The organism is Pollutimonas sp. M17 (assembly GCF_025836975.1).
Classification (GTDB): domain Bacteria; phylum Pseudomonadota; class Gammaproteobacteria; order Burkholderiales; family Burkholderiaceae_B.
Genome location: NZ_CP107548.1, coordinates 1,146,961 through 1,163,074, shown reverse-complemented (window position 1 = coordinate 1,163,074; position 16,114 = coordinate 1,146,961). Strand labels below are relative to the sequence as shown.

18 protein-coding genes are annotated in these 16,114 nt (G+C 63.8%); 3 read left to right on the top strand and 15 right to left on the bottom strand.

All coding sequences use genetic code 11. The features are described from left to right. Window positions 1-18 precede the first annotated feature (18 nt). The 14 genes from lepA to OEG81_RS05515 all read right to left on the bottom strand — a co-directional run bounded on the left by lepA (window position 19) and on the right by OEG81_RS05515 (window position 12,454). A complete protein-coding gene (gene lepA, locus OEG81_RS05580; protein WP_264131717.1) occupies window positions 19-1,812 on the bottom strand; it encodes a translation elongation factor 4 in 1,794 nt (597 codons plus the stop codon). A gap of 121 nt (window positions 1,813-1,933) precedes the next feature. Beyond that, window positions 1,934-3,424: a Do family serine endopeptidase gene (locus OEG81_RS05575; RefSeq protein ID WP_264132489.1), complete on the bottom strand. Its 1,491-nt coding sequence runs from the start codon at window positions 3,422-3,424 to the stop codon at window positions 1,934-1,936. Window positions 3,425-3,456: 32 nt separating this feature from the next. Next, window positions 3,457-4,512 (bottom strand): MucB/RseB C-terminal domain-containing protein, encoded by a 1,056-nt coding sequence (locus OEG81_RS05570; protein ID WP_264131716.1) that lies wholly within the window; start codon window positions 4,510-4,512, stop codon window positions 3,457-3,459. Continuing rightward, a complete protein-coding gene (locus tag OEG81_RS05565) occupies window positions 4,512-5,015 on the bottom strand; it encodes a sigma-E factor negative regulatory protein (protein WP_264131715.1) in 504 nt (167 codons plus the stop codon). Before OEG81_RS05565 ends, OEG81_RS05570 begins: the two co-directional genes overlap by 1 nt. A 14-nt stretch (window positions 5,016-5,029) precedes the next feature. After that, window positions 5,030-5,629 carry an RNA polymerase sigma factor RpoE gene (gene rpoE / locus OEG81_RS05560; protein ID WP_264131714.1) on the bottom strand — a complete coding sequence of 200 codons (600 nt, stop codon included), beginning with the start codon at window positions 5,627-5,629 and terminating at the stop codon, window positions 5,030-5,032. Continuing rightward, window positions 5,626-5,979, bottom strand: coding sequence for a hypothetical protein (locus OEG81_RS05555; RefSeq protein ID WP_264131713.1), 354 nt, complete (start codon window positions 5,977-5,979; stop codon window positions 5,626-5,628). Before OEG81_RS05555 ends, rpoE begins: the two co-directional genes overlap by 4 nt. 13 nt (window positions 5,980-5,992) lie before the next feature. Continuing rightward, window positions 5,993-7,222, bottom strand: a complete 1,230-nt coding sequence (gene fabF, locus OEG81_RS05550) for a beta-ketoacyl-ACP synthase II (RefSeq protein WP_264131712.1) — start codon at window positions 7,220-7,222, stop codon at window positions 5,993-5,995. Between the two features lie 153 nt (window positions 7,223-7,375). After that, on the bottom strand, window positions 7,376-7,615 hold the full coding sequence (gene acpP, locus OEG81_RS05545; RefSeq protein WP_043680887.1) for an acyl carrier protein: 240 nt from the start codon (window positions 7,613-7,615) through the stop codon (window positions 7,376-7,378). Window positions 7,616-7,800: 185 nt separating this feature from the next. After that, entirely contained in the window at window positions 7,801-8,544 is a 744-nt protein-coding gene (gene fabG / locus OEG81_RS05540) for a 3-oxoacyl-ACP reductase FabG (RefSeq protein WP_264131711.1), read from the bottom strand. Between the two features lie 5 nt (window positions 8,545-8,549). Then, the gene (gene fabD, locus OEG81_RS05535; RefSeq protein WP_264131710.1) at window positions 8,550-9,482 is read right to left on the bottom strand and encodes an ACP S-malonyltransferase; all 933 of its coding nucleotides are present in this window, start codon (window positions 9,480-9,482) and stop codon (window positions 8,550-8,552) included. 66 nt (window positions 9,483-9,548) lie between these two features. Beyond that, entirely contained in the window at window positions 9,549-10,523 is a 975-nt protein-coding gene (locus tag OEG81_RS05530; RefSeq protein ID WP_264131709.1) for a beta-ketoacyl-ACP synthase III, read from the bottom strand. Between the two features lie 20 nt (window positions 10,524-10,543). Then, window positions 10,544-11,626, bottom strand: coding sequence for a phosphate acyltransferase PlsX (gene plsX / locus OEG81_RS05525; RefSeq protein WP_264131708.1), 1,083 nt, complete (start codon window positions 11,624-11,626; stop codon window positions 10,544-10,546). A gap of 47 nt (window positions 11,627-11,673) precedes the next feature. Beyond that, window positions 11,674-11,856 (bottom strand): 50S ribosomal protein L32, encoded by a 183-nt coding sequence (gene rpmF, locus OEG81_RS05520; protein ID WP_264131707.1) that lies wholly within the window; start codon window positions 11,854-11,856, stop codon window positions 11,674-11,676. A 61-nt stretch (window positions 11,857-11,917) separates the two neighbouring features. Next, entirely contained in the window at window positions 11,918-12,454 is a 537-nt protein-coding gene (locus tag OEG81_RS05515) for a YceD family protein (protein WP_264131706.1), read from the bottom strand. A gap of 194 nt (window positions 12,455-12,648) precedes the next feature. Here OEG81_RS05515 and OEG81_RS05510 point away from each other — a divergent pair, with 194 nt between their 5' ends. The 3 genes from OEG81_RS05510 to OEG81_RS05500 all read left to right on the top strand — a co-directional run bounded on the left by OEG81_RS05510 (window position 12,649) and on the right by OEG81_RS05500 (window position 14,872). Beyond that, a complete protein-coding gene (locus tag OEG81_RS05510) occupies window positions 12,649-13,227 on the top strand; it encodes a Maf-like protein (RefSeq protein WP_264131705.1) in 579 nt (192 codons plus the stop codon). Between the two features lie 103 nt (window positions 13,228-13,330). Further along, window positions 13,331-14,017 (top strand): SAM-dependent methyltransferase, encoded by a 687-nt coding sequence (locus OEG81_RS05505; protein WP_264132488.1) that lies wholly within the window; start codon window positions 13,331-13,333, stop codon window positions 14,015-14,017. A gap of 72 nt (window positions 14,018-14,089) precedes the next feature. Further along, window positions 14,090-14,872 (top strand): N-acetylmuramoyl-L-alanine amidase, encoded by a 783-nt coding sequence (locus OEG81_RS05500; protein ID WP_412034132.1) that lies wholly within the window; start codon window positions 14,090-14,092, stop codon window positions 14,870-14,872. Between the two features lie 616 nt (window positions 14,873-15,488). On the opposite strand, the gene OEG81_RS05495 is transcribed toward OEG81_RS05500, so the two are convergent. Beyond that, window positions 15,489-16,109 (bottom strand): sulfite oxidase heme-binding subunit YedZ, encoded by a 621-nt coding sequence (locus OEG81_RS05495; RefSeq protein WP_264131704.1) that lies wholly within the window; start codon window positions 16,107-16,109, stop codon window positions 15,489-15,491. Between the last annotated feature and the right edge of the window lie 5 nt (window positions 16,110-16,114).

Here is a 16,114-nt window from a genome sequence, read left to right as displayed (position 1 = left end):
ACCTTGTTGTTATTCAAGTTATTTATCCTCGACCTGCAAGATGGCCAGGAAGGCCTCTTGAGGAATTTCCACGTTGCCGACCTGCTTCATGCGCTTCTTGCCGGCCTTCTGCTTTTCAAGCAGCTTCTTCTTGCGCGAGATATCGCCCCCATAGCACTTGGCCAGGACGTTCTTGCGCAAGGCCTTGACGTTCTCGCGGGCGACGACCTCGGCGCCTATGGCCGCCTGTATGGCGATGTCGAACATCTGGCGGGGAATCAGGCCGCGCATCTTGGACACCACCTCGCGCCCGCGGTAGCGGGCGTTGGAGCGGTGGACGATCATGGACAGCGCATCGACTCGGTCGCCGTTGATCAGCAGGTCGACACGCACCACGTCGGCCGCGCGGTATTCCTTGAACTCGTAGTCCATGGAGGCGTAGCCGCGCGAAACCGACTTCAGCTTGTCGAAGAAGTCCAGGACGATCTCGGCCAGCGGCATCTCGTACATGAGATGCACCTGGCGCCCGTGATAGGTCATGTTCAGTTGCACGCCGCGCTTGACCATGCACAGGGACATGACCGGCCCGACGTATTCCTGCGGCATGAACAGGGTTACCGTGACGATGGGCTCGCGTATTTCGGTGATGTTGCCGACCTCGGGCATGCGCGAGGGGCTTTCTATCATGGCCACCGAGCCGTCGCGCTGCTCGACCTCGTACACCACCGACGGCGCCGTGGTGATGATGTCCATGTCGAACTCGCGCTCCAGGCGCTCCTGCACGATTTCCATGTGCAGCAGGCCCAGGAAGCCGCAGCGAAAGCCGAAGCCCAGCGCTTGCGAGACCTCGGGTTCGAACATCAGCGAGGAATCATTCAGCTTCAGCTTTTCGAGCGAATCGCGCAGCTGGTCGTATTCGCTGCTTTCCACCGGATACAGCCCCGCGAACACCTGCGGCTTGACCTCTTTGAAGCCAGGCAGGGCCGATTCGGCCGGCTTGCCGGCGAGCGTAATGGTATCGCCCACCTTGGCGTGCTCGAGCTCCTTGATGCCGGCGATGACGAAACCCACTTCGCCGGCCGAGAGCTCCGAACGAGCCACGGACTTGGGGGTGAACACGCCTATCTGCTCGCACAGATGGGTGTAGCCGGTGGCCATCAGCAGGATCTTGTCCTTGGGCTTGAGCACGCCGTTTACGATGCGCACCAGCATGACCACGCCCACGTAGTTGTCGAACCACGAATCGATGATCAAGGCCTGTAGCGGCTTGGCGGGATCGCCCACCGGAGCGGGCACCTTGGCCACGATGGTTTCCAGGATGTCGTCGATGCCCAGGCCCGTCTTGGCGCTGCACAGGATGGCGTCCGAGGCGTCGATGCCGATCACGTCCTCGACTTCCTGGCGCGCCCCTTCCGGATCGGCCGAGGGCAGATCCATCTTGTTCAGGACGGGCAGCACCTCGACGCCCAGCTCGATGGCGGTATAGCAGTTGGCGACCGTCTGGGCCTCGACGCCCTGCGAGGCGTCCACGACCAGCAGCGCGCCTTCGCAGGCCGACAGCGAGCGGCTGACCTCGTACGAGAAGTCGACGTGCCCGGGCGTGTCGATCAGGTTCAGGGCATAGGTCTTGCCGTCTTTGGCCTTGTAGCTGAGCGCGGCCGTCTGGGCCTTGATGGTGATGCCTCTTTCGCGCTCGATATCCATGGAATCAAGAACTTGCGTGGACATTTCACGATCGGCCAACCCTCCGCAACGATGAATCAGGCGATCGGCCAGCGTGGACTTGCCATGGTCGATGTGGGCAATGATGGAGAAGTTGCGGATGTGATCCATAAACCTGCGAAAAGAAGCCCATTGACAGGAAATGAGCGGGTAAATTGGGGGAAAACATGAAAAAGGGAGCGCCAGAGGGCGCTCCCTTCTTGCTTTACGCCATTTTAGCTGTTTCTGAGGATTATTTTCCGGGCGTAACGGTTATCCACTGAGATTGATCGCCGCGCACCACCAGCAAGGCGGCGGCACGGGACTTGTCCAGCCCGGACACCACTTTGGCGTACTGCTGGGGCCCGGTGATGTCGACGTCGTTGATGGTGACGATGACGTCGCCCGCGGCCAGGCCGGCGGCGGCGGCGGGGCCATCGGCCTGCACTACCTGTACGCCGCCCTTGATGTCGAGCTTGCCGCGCGCCGCATCATCCACTTCGGTGACCTTCAGCCCCAGGATGTCGGCCGGCGCGGCCTTCGGTTCGGCCGGCTTGGCGGTTTCTCCTTCGCTGTCGGCGTCGGGCATCTCGCCGACCTTGACATGCAGGGTGTGCGTCTTGCCCTTGCGCCAGACTTCCATGTCGACCCGCTTGCCCGGCTTGGTGGCGCCAACGATGCGCGGCAGGTCGGTCATGTGGCTGATGTCCTTGCCCTCGAACTTGACGATGACGTCACCTGGGCGCACGCCGGCTTGCGCCGCCGGACCGCCCTGCTCGACGTTGCTGACCATGGCGCCCTTGGCGCCTTCCAGGCCGATGGCTTTGGCAACGTCGTCGGAAACGGGGCCGATCTGCACGCCGATGCGGCCGCGCGTGACCTTGCCGTGCTCTTTGAGCTGCTCCACGACGCGCATGACCTCATCGATGGGGATGGCCAGGGAAATGCCCATGAAGCCGCCGCTCTGAGAAATGATCTGCGAATTGACCCCCACGACCTGGCCGGCCAGGTCGATCAGCGGGCCGCCCGAGTTGCCGGGATTGACCGCCACATCGGTCTGGATGAAGGGCAGGTAGTCGCCGGTATCGCGATTGATGGCGCTGACGATGCCCGAAGTGACCGTGGAATCCAGCCCGAAAGGCGAGCCGATGGCCAGCACCCACTGCCCTTTCTTGAGCTTGGTCGAGTCGCCGATGGGCAGCGGCACCAGGCCTTCGGCGTCGATCTTGATGAGCGCCACGTCGGTGCGCGGATCGGTGCCTATGATCTTGGCCTTGTATTCCTTGCCCGAGGTCAGCGTGACGAAGATGCCGTTGGACTTGGCGACCACGTGATTATTGGTCAGGATGTAGCCGTCTTCGGAAATTATGAAGCCGGAACCGACGCCTCGGGGCACCGTGCGCTCCTGTTCGGGCGCCGGCGGGGTGTTGCGCTGGCGCGGGCCGGGCGCGCCCGGAGGCATGAAATCGGGCCCGAAGAACCAGCGGAACATCTCGTAGGGATCGTTGCTGTTCGGACCCATGGCGGGGTTGCGCATGGGCACGGCTTCGGTGGTGCGGATATTGACGACCGATCCTTCGGTCTTGGCGACCACCTGGGTGAAATCGGGTACCGACAATGTGGGGGCGGACGCGGTCTGCGCGTTGCCGACTCCGCCGATGGCCGCGCAGGCGACCAGCAAGCTGGCCGACGCGCAGGCAATCAAGCGTTTTACCTTGCCATTTCCTAGATAAGCAGAAAGCATCATGGAACTCCTAGGTTGATGATTGAAAGGGATCAGCGCCCGGCCAGGGGTACGTACTCGGTGCGTTCTGCGATATCGCGCACGGTTTCGGCGGGGACCTCGCCCAGGGCCGTCAGCCAGTGGTCGCCGATGCGTGTGCGGAAGATGTTCATCGCACCGGTGCTGACCGCGCCGTTGGCAAGCGCCGTATCGCCGTCCGTGTCATAGGGCTCGATGAACACCGAGATCGCCGCCAGGCCGTCGGTGATGACCAGCTGCTTGACCTGCTTGCCGCGCTTCATGGGCCGGGAGACCTGCGTGACGGGCTGGTAGCCGGGTGGAAACGGTATCCGCCAGCCGCCCTTGGCCAGATCGACCGGGGTCATGGCGGTTTCAAAGACCTGCCAGCCCTTGGTATTCCAGCTGGATGCCAACTGGCCCGACGGCACCTTGTCGCCGATCTGCAGGCTGCTGAAGGATATTTGATCGATGACGCCGCCATGCTGGCTCAAGGTCTGGGCCTTGAGCAGCAGGCTGGTCTCGATGTCGGCGCACAGGCGGTAGCCATAGCGATGGCTGTCTTTGGGCGTGAGCTCGATGACCGAGCATTCACGCCCGGCGATGCGGCTAGTGCCCGCGCGCTGCATGTAGTGATAGTTTTCCGGGATACCCTTGCCTTCGCCCAGGATCAGGGCCGGAAAGCGGTCGCCGCGCCGGCGTTCGACGATGACGACCTTCTTTTCGGGCACCAGGCATTGCGTGGTTTCATTGTGCCTCAGGAATTCGCGCGGCGCGCCATCGAGCATTTCGATGCGTTCGCGCTCGCCTGTGCCATCAACCAGGTGGACGATGCGCGAGGACAGCATGACCCCGCCCTGCTGGTAGGTGTATACGCCGGAATAGTCCAGCTTGCGCGCGGCGTCCTGGATTTTTTGCAATGTGGCCAGCACCGGATCGGGCGCGGCCTTGGACGCTTCGGCCGACCAGGCCGGCTGGGCCAGCGCGCAAGCGGCCGCAAGCAGCATGGCCTGGCAGGCCCACGCCGCCTGCGCACGCCGGGCATGGCGCCGCAGCCGCGCGGCCGGGATGCCGCTGAAATCCATGGCCATCAGCGGGATACCTCGAATGAAGCCTGGCGCACCGGATTGACGCCGGCGATCTCGCGGTGCGCATCCAGGTAGTCGCGCAGCCCCGCGTCGTCGCCGGCGCTGGCCAGCACCTGCGTGGCGGCCGGCTGCGTCGAGCCGGGGCCCGATATATAAGGCAGGGCCACCCACACCACCGATGCCACCGCCGCGGCGACCGCCAGGCCGGACAGGCCGACGCGCACGGGCCCCTGACGGCGCATCATGCGCGGCGCCACGATGTGCGGCTCGGCATCGATGGCCTTGGAAACCCGGGCGTAGAAGAAGTCGGACGGCTTGATGGCCAGGTCCTGGTTGCGCAGGACATCGCCGATAAGGTGATAGGTATCCCAGACCTGCCGGCCATACGGCGTATCGAGTTCTTCCGGGCGGATGTCGCCTTCCCCGTCTATCCATGTGGAGACGGAGGCTTCCCAGGAAGCCTGTTCCTGGTCGGCGTCGTGCCTGGCTTGATGATCGGCTTGCATTGTATGTGGGCTCCTTACCAGCGGCGCTCGGGATCGCTGCCCAGGACCGGACGCAATTGCGCCGCGATGGCCTCGCGTGCGCGGAAAATCCGTGAACGGACCGTGCCTATGGGGCAGGCCATGCTCTGGGCGATGTCTTCGTAGCTCATACCTTCAATTTCCCGCAATACGATGGCGGTGCGTAAGTCTTCCGGCAAGGCCTGGATGGCCGCATTGACCGTTTCGACGATCTGTCGGCTGGCCAGGGCCGATTCCGGGGTGCTGATGTCTGTTAGGTTGTCGATCTGGCTAAAAGTTTCACCGTCTTCGGTTTCAATTGCATTTAGCGTGCTCGGACGGCGTCCGCTGGCCACTTGCCAGTTGCGGGCGGTATTGATGGCGATGCGGTAGAGCCAGGTGTAGAAGGCGCTCTCGCCCCGGAACTGGGGCAGGGCCCGATAGGCCTTGATGAAAGCTTCCTGGGCGACGTCCTCGATTTCGGCCGGATCGCGGATCATCCGGGACAGCAGGCGCATGATCTTGCGCTGGTACTTCAGGACCAGCAGATCGAAGGCGCGCTTGTCTCCGCGTTGCACCCGAGCCACCAGCTCGGCATCGACCTCGCGTTCGCTCATGGGTTTTCCTTTTTGGAGCCGCCGCGTTCCGGCATGGCGGCCTGCCGGGCCACACAGACGCAAAGTTCGCGCCAGGCCTGCGGCGGCAGGCCGAATTTCCAGACAGTCAGCTGCACCGGCGCGGCCGCCGGCGCCGCGCCGTCGCGCAAACGCAGGGTGATCCAGGCGAAAGCCTGCCAGACGTGGCAAAGCCGCAGGGGCCGGCCCGCTCCGCGCGACGCCAATTGCCAGGCGCCGCTGCTATCGAGCGACAGCGTATCGGTGGCGGGCAAGCCGGCGCCTGACACGCCCCCCGACAAGCCCACCCGCCATAGTCGATGCCGGATGGGCCATTGCCTGATGGGTGTCATGGGCCGCCCCAGCCTACACCCTCCGCACGATCATGGACCCATTGGTACCGCCGAAGCCGAATGAATTCGACAGGGCGACGTCGATCTTCATCTTGCGCGCTTCATTGGCGCAATAATCCAGATCGCACTCAGGGTCCTGATTGAAAATATTGATGGTGGGCGGAGATATCTGGTGATAGACGGCAAGGGCCGTGAATACCGCTTCGATCCCGCCGGCGGCGCCCAGAAGGTGGCCGGTCATGGACTTGGTGGAATTGACGACCAGTTTCCTGGCGTGGTCGCCGAAGGCCAGCTTGAGCGCTTCGGATTCGTTCTTGTCGCCCAGGGGCGTGGAAGTGCCGTGCGCATTCACGTAGTCGACCTCGTCGGGATTGACGCCGCCGTTGCGCAGGGCGTTGATCACGCCGCGCCGGGGGCCGTCGCGGTCGGGCGAGGTAATGTGATGGGCGTCGGAGCTCATGCCATAGCCGGCGAATTCGCCGTAGATGCGCGCGCCGCGCTTGCGGGCATGCTCGTATTCTTCGAGCACCAGGGCGCCGGCGCCCTCGCCCAGGACGAAGCCATCGCGGTCGCGATCCCAGGGGCGGGAAGCCGTTTCCGGATCGTCGTTGCGCGTGGACAGCGCGCGCATGGCGGCAAAGCCGCCTATGCCCAGGGGCGACACGGTGGACTCGGCGCCGCCGGCGACCATGACGTCGGCATCACCGTATTCGATAAGCCGGGCTGCGTCGCCGATGGAGTGCAGCCCCGTCGTGCAGGCCGAAACCACGGCATAGCTGGGCCCTTTCAGGCCGAGCATGATGGACAGCTGGCCGGAGATCAGGTTGATCAGGGAAGCCGGGACGAAAAACGGCGAAATGCGGCGGGGGCCGCGTTCCAGGTATTCGACTTGTGTTTCTTCGATGCGGGGCAACCCGCCGATGCCGGAGCCGATGATGGTGCCGATGCGATCCGCATTTTCCTCGGTGGCCGCCAGGCCGCTGTCGCGCCATGCCTGGACGCCGGCCGCCACGCCGTAATGGATGAAGGTATCCATTTGCTTGGCTTCCTTGGCCGACATGTACTGCGTGACATCGAAGCCTTTGACTTCACCCGCTATCTGGGCATTGAACGCCGATGGATCGAACCGCGTGATGCGTCCGATGCCGGAGCGTCCATTAACGATATTGTCCCAGGCGCTGTCAATATCGTTGCCGACTGGCGAAACAATACCCAGGCCGGTAATGACGACACGTCGTTTCACGGATGACTCCTAAAATAAAAAAGCGGCTTAAAGCGAATAGACGCGCCCCGACGCCAAACCCCGGAATGAATTTGGCAGGGCGGCGAGCCTATACCTATAAACCGCCTTGGGGTGGGAGCGCTTGATGCCGGGCCCGCACCCGAAAAATTGAAATTACTGCTTGCTGTGCGATGTGATGTAGTCAACAGCTTGCTGAACCGTCGTGATCTTTTCGGCCTCTTCGTCCGGAATTTCGGTTTCGAATTCATCTTCCAGTGCCATCACGAGCTCGACCATATCGAGCGAATCGGCACCGAGGTCGTCAAGGAAGGAAGATTCGTTTTTGATCTCGGCTTCGTTGACGCCAAGTTGTTCAGCGACGATCTTCTTGACGCGCTGTTCGATGCTTTCCATGCAGATCTCCAAGTAGGGAAAATTCCCGCGAATTATAGCCAAACGAAATAGCGAATGGTGCTGGCTATGACAAAAAAAACGGCATTACCGGCAATGAGCGCATTTTGCCTGATGGGCGCAAGTCTCTGTGCGGAACACCTCTGGATTGGACAGATTTTACCCTACGAGAGGGGCCTGTCCGCTTATTACATATACATTCCACCGTTCACGTGCAGCGTGGTGCCGGTGATGTAGCCGGCCTGCGGCCCGGCCAGGAAGGCCACGGCCGACGCGATCTCGGCTGCCGCGCCCAGCCGGCCCAGCGGTATCTGCGAGAGGATGGCGGCGGTCTGCGATTCGTTCAGCGCGCGCGTCATGTCGGTTTCGATGAAGCCGGGCGCGACGCAATTGACCGTGATGTTGCGGCTGCCCAGTTCGCGCGCCAGCGCCCTCGCCATGCCGGCCACGCCGGCCTTCGCGGCGGCGTAGTTGGCCTGGCCCGGGTTGCCGCTGGAGCCGACCACCGACGTGATATTGATGATGCGGCCCCAGCGGGCTTTCATCATGTTGCGCGTCACGGCGCGCGACAGGCGGAACACCGAGGACAGATTGGTGGCGATGACCGTATCCCAGTCCTCGTCCTTCATGCGCATGGCCAGGTTGTCGCGCGTGATGCCGGCATTGTTGACCAATATATGGGGTCCGCCGTCCTGCTTGCCCAGTTCCGCCACCAGGTCGTCGCAGGCCTGGGCGTCGTTCACGTCCAGCGCAACGCCCCGCCCGCCGCTTGCGGCCAGCATTTCGGAGATCGCCTGCGCGCCGGACTCGGAGGTGGCCGTGCCGACCACCGTGGCGCCCTGCGCCGCCAGTTCAAGCGCAATGGCCTTGCCGATGCCGCGCGTGGCGCCCGTTACCAGGGCAATCCTGCCCGCCAGTGGTTTGTCTTGCATTGTCTTTATCCTTGTAGAGTCTCTAATGCAGCGTGCAGGGATGCCGGATCGGTAATGGCCAACCCGACCAGATCGCGGTCTATGCGTTTGGTCAGGCCCGCCAGCACTTTGCCCGGACCGCATTCGACCACGTGCGTGACGCCCTGCTCTTTCATGGCGTGCAGCGTTTCGACCCAGCGCACGGGGTGCCAGGCCTGGCGCACCAGCGCGTCCTTGATGGCGGCCGGCTCCGACGGCGCCTGGACGTCGACGTTGTTGATCAGGGGCACTTGCGGCGAGACCAGTTCGATGCCGGCCAGCGCGCCTTCCAGCACCTGGGCGGCGGGCTTGAGCAGGCTGGAATGAAAGGGCGCGGACACCGGCAGCACCAGGGCGCGCTTGGCGCCCTCGGCCTTGGCCAGTTCGCAGGCGCGCTCGACCGCCGCCTTGTGCCCGGCAATGACGACTTGCGCGGGGGCATTGAAATTGACCGCTTCCACGACTTGGCCCTGCGCCGCCCTGGCGCATACGTCCCGGACGACATCGTCGTCCAGGCCCAGCACGGCGGCCATGCCGCCCGCGCCGACCGGCACGGCGGCCTGCATGGCGTCGGCGCGAACGCGCACCAGGCGCACGGCATCCTCCAGCGACAGCGCGCCGACGGCCGCCAGGGCCGAGTACTCGCCCAGGCTATGGCCCGCGACCAGCGCCGGCGGACGTCCGCCCGCATCGAGCCAGGCGCGGTAGACCGCCACGCCCGCCGTCAGCATGACGGGCTGGGTATTGGTCGTGAGATTCAGGTCGTCGGCGGGGCCGCCCGAAACGAGCGCGGCCAGATCCTGCCCCAACGCGGCCGATGCGCGGCCGACCACTTCATTGACCGCGGCATTGCCCGCCCAGGCATCGAGCATGCCGATGGATTGCGATCCCTGTCCGGGAAAGACGAAAGCTATTTTCATAAAGCAGATACAAGTAGATGGGAAACAAATCCGCAAGGTCCGCGCGCGGCGCAAACCGTGGCGTGTTTACATTTTCACCAGCACGGAACCCCATGTGAAGCCGCCGCCGACGCCCTGCATCAGGACGGAGTCCCCGGCCTTGATGCGGCCGTCGCGGCGAGCCACGTCGAATGCCAGCGGCACGCTGGCGGCGGAGGTATTGGCATGCCGGTCGACCGTGACGACGACCTTCTCGTCCGGGATACCCAGGCGCCGGCCCAGGAAATTGATGATGCGCACATTGGCCTGGTGCGGCACCAGCCAATCGATGTCTTCCAGCTTTACTTCGGCCTGCTCGCAGACATCGATGGCCGACTTGGTGAGCGAGGTGACCGCCAGCTTGAATACAGCCTGGCCGTCCATGCGCAGGAAGGGATCGCCCACCACTTCGCCGTGCGCCACATTGCCCGCGGCGCAAAGTATCTTCATCTGGCTGCCGTCGGCATTCAATTGCGCGGCCATGATGCCGGGCTCGTCGGACGCCTTCAGGACGACGGCGCCGGCGCCGTCGCCGAACAGCACGCAGGTGCTGCGATCGTTCCAGTCGAGAATGCTGGAAAACACCTCGGCGCCGATGACCAGCGCGGTCTTCGCGCGCCCGGCGCGGATGAAGGCGTCAGCGGTGGCCAGAGCGTAGACGAAGCCGCTGCATACCGCCTGCACGTCGAACGCCGCCCCGCCCTTGGCGCCAAGCTTGGCCTGCACCAGGCAAGCCGTGCTGGGAAAGACGAAATCGGGCGTGGAGGTGGCGACGATGATCAGGTCGATCTCGCCGGCTTCGACGCCGGCATCGTCCAGGGCGATCTGCGCCGCCCGCGCCGCCAGCTGGCTGGTGGTGGTGCCGGTGTCGGCCAGATGGCGCTGCCGTATGCCCGTGCGCTCGACGATCCAGGAATCGGAGGTCTCGATCTGGCGCGTGGCAAGGTCGGCGGCAAGATCGTCGTTGGACACGATACGGGGAGGCAAGTATCCGCCCGACCCTATTATCTTGGCATAAGGCATAGTAGCTTCCAGATACCCGGCTAGCGCGCAGGATCAGATAAATCGTTGGAGAGCTTCGCCGATTGCGCCGCTGCGGCCTGCAAACTCTGGCGAAGATGATCGATGGCGTTGGTTGTACCATCAAGCAGACCATTATGCACCGCTTCACGCGCCCTTTGCAGCGCATAGCCAAAGGCGTAGGCGTCGGCCGAGCCGTGGCTTTTGATGACGATGCCCCGCAAACCCAGCAGTGCCGCGCCATTGTAGCGGCGGTTGTCGACCCGGTCGCGCAGGCGGTTCAGCACCGGCGTGGCCAGCACTCCCGCCGCCATGGACAAGGCATCGCGCTTGAATTCGGCCCGCATCATGGTGGCGACCATTTTCGCCACCCCTTCGATGGACTTGAGCACCACATTGCCGACGAAGCCGTCGCAGACGATGACGTCGACCGTGCCTTTGCAGATGTCGTCGCCCTCGACGTTGCCGTAGAAGTTCAGGCCGCTGGTGCGCAGAAGCTCGGCCGCCTGCTTGACGACCTCGTTGCCCTTGATGACTTCTTCGCCGATGTTGAGCAGGCCGATGGTGGGCTGCTGGCGGCGGTCGACCGCGGAGGCCAGCGCCGACCCCATGATGGCGAACTGCAGCAGATGCTCGGCCGAGCAATCGACGTTGGCGCCCAGGTCCAGCATGGTGGTCGCCCCGCCCTTCTGGTTCGGAATGGACGTGGCGATGGCGGGCCGGTCGATGCCGTCCAGCGTTTTCAGGATGTAGCGTGAAATCGCCATCCAGGCGCCGGTGTTGCCCGCGGAAATGCAGGCATCGGCGCGGCCGTCCTTGACGGCCTGCACGGCAACGCGCATCGATGAATCTTTCTTGCGCCGCAATGCGACCTCGACGGGGTCGTCCATGGTGACGACCTCGGAGGCAGGCAGGATTTCGTACCAGTCGCGCCCCAGGTCGCCCAGGGAGCGCAGGCGGGCCTCGATCGCGTCCGCGTCGCCCGCAAGCAGGAAACGCGTGTCGGCATTCTGCTTGGCGAATTGACAGGCGGCGGGGACGGTAACCGGCAAGCCGACATCACCGCCCATGCAATCGATGGCAATCCGAATCTCAGTTGTCGGCATTAAGCGCGCAATCTATGGCGTTTATAGCGAGATCGCAAAAGCCCGACTTACTCGTCGTTCTTGGACTTGAGTACCTTGCGGCCGCGGTAGACGCCGTTGGGGCTGATGTGGTGACGCAGGTGCAATTCACCGGTCGTGGGTTCTACAGCCGTGGGAGGCGCGGAAATGAAATCGTGCGAACGATGCATACCGCGTTTAGACGGGCTCTTTTTGTTTTGCTGAACGGCCATGATGACTCCTGAAAACGGGTCGCTATTGTAAGCGATAGTCCCGCAAGTTAAATGCGTTAAATCAATCTTTCTTAAGCTGGCTCAAAGCCGCGAACGGCGAAGGCCTGGCTGTTTCGGCGTCGGGCTCCTGGGAAAGAGGCTCCGGCGTCGGACAAACTTCGTGCATGGGCACATAGGGCAGACCCAGGATGAGCTCATCCTCGATCAGCTCCAGGACATCGAGGCGCCTGGAACCAACGATACGTTCAATGATATCGTCGGATTCGGCGTCCAGGACGTCCTCGGCCTCCAGGGCGGCCTGGGACTTCACCACCTGCAGGCGATTGGTGGAATCGACCGGCCACTGGAAAGGCTTCAGGCAGCGCTGGCATTCCAGCGTGGGCGCCGCCTTTATGTGAACCTGCAAAAAATGCCGGTCCCGCGCATCCTGCATGCCCCGCAACGACCAGGACACCACGGTGTCCTCTTGCCCGGGCAAGTCGCCGATAAGGCGCCCGAACCGGGCAATAGGCGCCTGGCCGGAAACCTCTTGGCCAAGACGTGTAAGCTCGAACGTGTCGATATAGGGCTCGTACCCGCCCGAAGCTTGCTTTTCCACGATTCGTCCCAGATTCGTCCCGCCAGGTGCCTTTCTTTGCCAAGCACCCGCTTGCATCCGCACACTGCTGCGCCACGCTGCCGCACCCTTACGAGGTTAAGGCCATGCAAGGCGCCTTTCGTGCACAAAGAAAACATTAGATAATAACGTGTTCAGTCATTTACAGTCAAACCAAACCGACCCAAAAACCCCTTATGCGTCTCATCCTAGCCTCAAGCTCGCGCTATCGCAAGGAAATGCTTGAACGCCTGTGCGTTCCCTTTACGGCCATATCGCCCGACATCGACGAAAGCCCCATGCATGGCGAAACCCCGGCGCAGCTGGCCCTGCGCCTGTCCATGGCCAAGGCCCAGGCCGTTGTCCAGGCGCAGCCCGGGGCGGTGGTCATCGGCTCCGACCAGGTGGCGACCGTCGACGGCTCGCCCATCGGCAAGCCAGGCTCGTTCGAACGCGCCCGGCAACAGCTTTTGCAGCTCAGCGGCCGGACGGTGGAGTTCCACAGCGCCCTGTGCGTCAGCGACGGACGCCGCTACCTGACCGACGATATCATTACGTTTTGCCGTTTCCGCACGCTGACCGACGAGGAGATCACCCGCTATCTGCACCGCGAGCAGCCCTACGACACGGCCGGCAGCGCCAAGGCCGAAGGCCTGGGCATCGCCCTGATGGACAGCATGCGCAGCGACGATCCCACCGCCATCATCGGCCTGCCGCTCATCGCCCTTGCCCGCATGCTGCGCGCATTCGGCATCGACCCCCTGGCGCAGGCGTAGCGGGCATGCCTGCGCGGCGGCGCGGGGCACATATGCCGCAAGGCAAAGAGAATCCGGAGTACATGTGAAAACAGTTGGAACATTGCATTTGATACCCGTGGGCATGGGCGAGGCATCGCCCTCCGCCTGGCTTCCGCAGGCCGTCCAGGAGCTTGCCGGACGCCTGACCACCTATATCGCCGAGAACGCCAAGACGGCCCGCGCCTTCCTGAAGCTGGTCGGCACGGCCGGACCGCTGCAGGACATCACCATCCACACACTGGACGGCAAAGTGGATGCCCAGCAAATGAAGGCCTGGCTCCAGCCCTTGCTGGCAGGCGGCGAAATAGGCCTGGTGTCCGAAGCGGGCTGCCCCGCCGTGGCCGACCCCGGCGCCCGCGTCGTGGCCCTGGCCCATGCCATGGGCATACGCGTCGCGCCCTGGGTGGGCCCGTCGTCCATCTTGCTCAGCCTGATGGCCAGCGGGCTGGACGGCCAGCGCTTCGCCTTCCATGGCTATGCGCCCGTGGACCCCTCCGAACGCGCCAGGCAACTGAAGGCCTGGGAAAGCATTTCGCGCAAGCAGGACCAGACCCAGATCCTGATCGAAACCCCTTATCGCAACGAAGCCATGTTCCAGACCCTGAAACAGGCGCTGAACGATACGACACGGCTTTGCGTCGCCCGCTCGCTGACGACCGGCGACGAATGGATACGCACGTGCAGCATTGCCCAATGGAAGAAGGCGGCGGCGCCCGATCTGGCGCGCAAGCCCACCATCTTCCTGTTCCTGGCCGGGCGCCGGAACTGAATACGGAAGGATCATCCAATGACCACGTCCATGTTCGCCCGCCACGGACGCTCGGCGGGCGCCGGCCGGGTGCTGCGGCACGCGGCGCGACTGGCGGCCTGCCTGGCGCTGGCTGCCCTGGCCGCCTGTTCGTCCACCCGGCCCGGACGGCTGGATATCGATCGCAGCATACAGGCGCAGAGCCAGAACAGCCGGGTGGAGTTCGTGGTGCTGCACTACACCTCGGCCGGCAATGAAGCATCGCTGAAGATACTGTCCCAGCGCAATGTCAGCAGCCATTACCTGATCACCGACGAGCCCCGGCCCCATGTCTATCAACTGGTCGACGAAAGCCGCCGCGCCTGGCACGCGGGCGTCAGCCAGTGGTATGGGCGCACCGACATGAACAGCGGCTCCATCGGAATCGAGATCGTCAACCAGGGCAGGCAGGGCGACGAGTGGGAACCCTACAAGCCGGAGCAGATGCGCGTCCTGGCCTTGCTGCTGAAAGACATCGTCGCCCGCCACCAGATCAAGGCGCCCAATATCGTCGGCCACAGCGACATTGCCCCGCAACGCAAGATAGATCCGGGCCCGCTGTTTCCCTGGCGGGAACTGGCCCGGCAGGGCCTGGGGCGCTGGTACGACGAAACCCTGATGCGGGCCTACCGGGAAGAATTCCAATGGAAGGGCCTGCCCGACGTGGCCTGGGTGCAGAAGGAATTGCGCCGCACGGGCTACGACGTCCCCTACAGCGGGACGCTGGACAAGGCCACCCGGAACGTGATCGCCGCCTTCCAGATGCACTACCGTCCAGCGCTCTACGACGGCAATCCGGACGCCGAGACGCTGGCCATACTGAAGGCATTGCCTTGATGGAACGGAGGCCGCGGCGCGACGGCCTGGCTAGAGCATTTTCAGTTCAGGTGCTTACGTGCTTGTTGGTTCTGCTGCTGCGATATTTTGTAGAGCCGGGCAAGGTTCGTGCAGGGTTGTGGAACTGGGCAAGGTTCGTCCAGGGTATTCTCTGACGCGTGCCGGGTGGCGGGAGCCGGCCTTGCTCCTCGTGGCCGGTTCGGCGCCCCACCAGTGTCCATCATCCCGCCGTAGTCCGTCGCCAGTCATGCTGCCAAGGCGCAGCCGGTGGGCAGGGGACGGGTGACGTTTGAGCAAGCCGCCGCAGCTGCTTTGCGCCGGGGGCGTAAGAGGGCGCGCATGTTTGAGCCGGCAATCAGCCCACAGGCGGCTGATTGCCGGCGAGTTCGCGCCCGGCCCCCGGCGCAAAGCGGCTGCAAGGGGACCCCGAAGGGGCGCAGCGATCGGAGCCCGGCCCCTGCCCACCGGCTGCGCCGGTTTAACAAGCGGACGTCACACACTCACAACCATGGCCACACACTCACAGGCCATAAAGCCTGTAAACACCTGAACCGAAAATAGGCTAGCCGCCGCGTGCCGGCTTCAGCTTGACGGCGCGGCAAGAGCCCGAAGGAGGTCAGCTACGACTCCGCCTGGCATAGAAGGCCACGCGTATCAGCAACAGCACGGCCAGCAACGCACCATACACATAGGGCTCGAAAAAGTCGTTCTTGCCCGCGCGGACCAGCCAGAAATGCCACACCGACAAGGCGGCAATCGCATAGACGCTGCGATGCAGTCGCTGCCAATTGCGGCCCAGGCGATGAATCCAGCCGCGCGTTGAAGTCAAGGCCAGCGCCAGCATGGGAAGGAAGGCCACCATGCCCACCGTGATGAATGTACGCTGCACGACGTCGTCCCACATCGAGGACAGCGACCAGCCCCTTTCCCAGAAAGCCCAGCCCAGCAGGTGCAGGCAGGTGTAGAAGAAGGCGAACAGGCCCAGCATGCGGCGCAGGCGCACCAGGGCGGGTTGGTCGACGATGCGGCGCAAGGGCGTGATGGCCAGGGTGAGCCCCAGCGCCACCAGCGCCCAGATGCCGGAAGACCGGATCAGGAATTCGGGCGGATTCGCCCCAAGCCCGCCGCTGAATCCCAGCCACACCCAGCGAAAAAGGGGGTACAGGGCCAGCAGGAAGACCAGGGGCTTGGCCCTACCGACCTGCTTCGCCGTCCAGCGCGGCCCGTCTTTCAGCATGGGCA

Bases quoted from the DNA above. Each gene is read 5' to 3' on its own strand.
- lepA (WP_264131717.1), bottom strand. From the start codon at position 1,812: ATGGATCACATCCGCAACTTCTCCATCATTGCCCACATCGACCATGGC.
- OEG81_RS05575 (WP_264132489.1), bottom strand. From the start codon at position 3,424: ATGCTTTCTGCTTATCTAGGAAATGGCAAGGTAAAACGCTTGATTGCC.
- OEG81_RS05570 (WP_264131716.1), bottom strand. From the start codon at position 4,512: ATGGCCATGGATTTCAGCGGCATCCCGGCCGCGCGGCTGCGGCGCCAT.
- OEG81_RS05565 (WP_264131715.1), bottom strand. From the start codon at position 5,015: ATGCAAGCCGATCATCAAGCCAGGCACGACGCCGACCAGGAACAGGCT.
- rpoE (WP_264131714.1), bottom strand. From the start codon at position 5,629: ATGAGCGAACGCGAGGTCGATGCCGAGCTGGTGGCTCGGGTGCAACGC.
- OEG81_RS05555 (WP_264131713.1), bottom strand. From the start codon at position 5,979: ATGACACCCATCAGGCAATGGCCCATCCGGCATCGACTATGGCGGGTG.
- acpP (WP_043680887.1), bottom strand. From the start codon at position 7,615: ATGGAAAGCATCGAACAGCGCGTCAAGAAGATCGTCGCTGAACAACTT.
- fabG (WP_264131711.1), bottom strand. From the start codon at position 8,544: ATGCAAGACAAACCACTGGCGGGCAGGATTGCCCTGGTAACGGGCGCC.
- fabD (WP_264131710.1), bottom strand. From the start codon at position 9,482: ATGAAAATAGCTTTCGTCTTTCCCGGACAGGGATCGCAATCCATCGGC.
- OEG81_RS05530 (WP_264131709.1), bottom strand. From the start codon at position 10,523: ATGCCTTATGCCAAGATAATAGGGTCGGGCGGATACTTGCCTCCCCGT.
- plsX (WP_264131708.1), bottom strand. From the start codon at position 11,626: ATGCCGACAACTGAGATTCGGATTGCCATCGATTGCATGGGCGGTGAT.
- rpmF (WP_264131707.1), bottom strand. From the start codon at position 11,856: ATGGCCGTTCAGCAAAACAAAAAGAGCCCGTCTAAACGCGGTATGCAT.
- OEG81_RS05510 (WP_264131705.1), top strand. From the start codon at position 12,649: ATGCGTCTCATCCTAGCCTCAAGCTCGCGCTATCGCAAGGAAATGCTT.
- OEG81_RS05505 (WP_264132488.1), top strand. From the start codon at position 13,331: ATGGGCGAGGCATCGCCCTCCGCCTGGCTTCCGCAGGCCGTCCAGGAG.
- OEG81_RS05495 (WP_264131704.1), bottom strand. From the start codon at position 16,109: ATGCTGAAAGACGGGCCGCGCTGGACGGCGAAGCAGGTCGGTAGGGCC.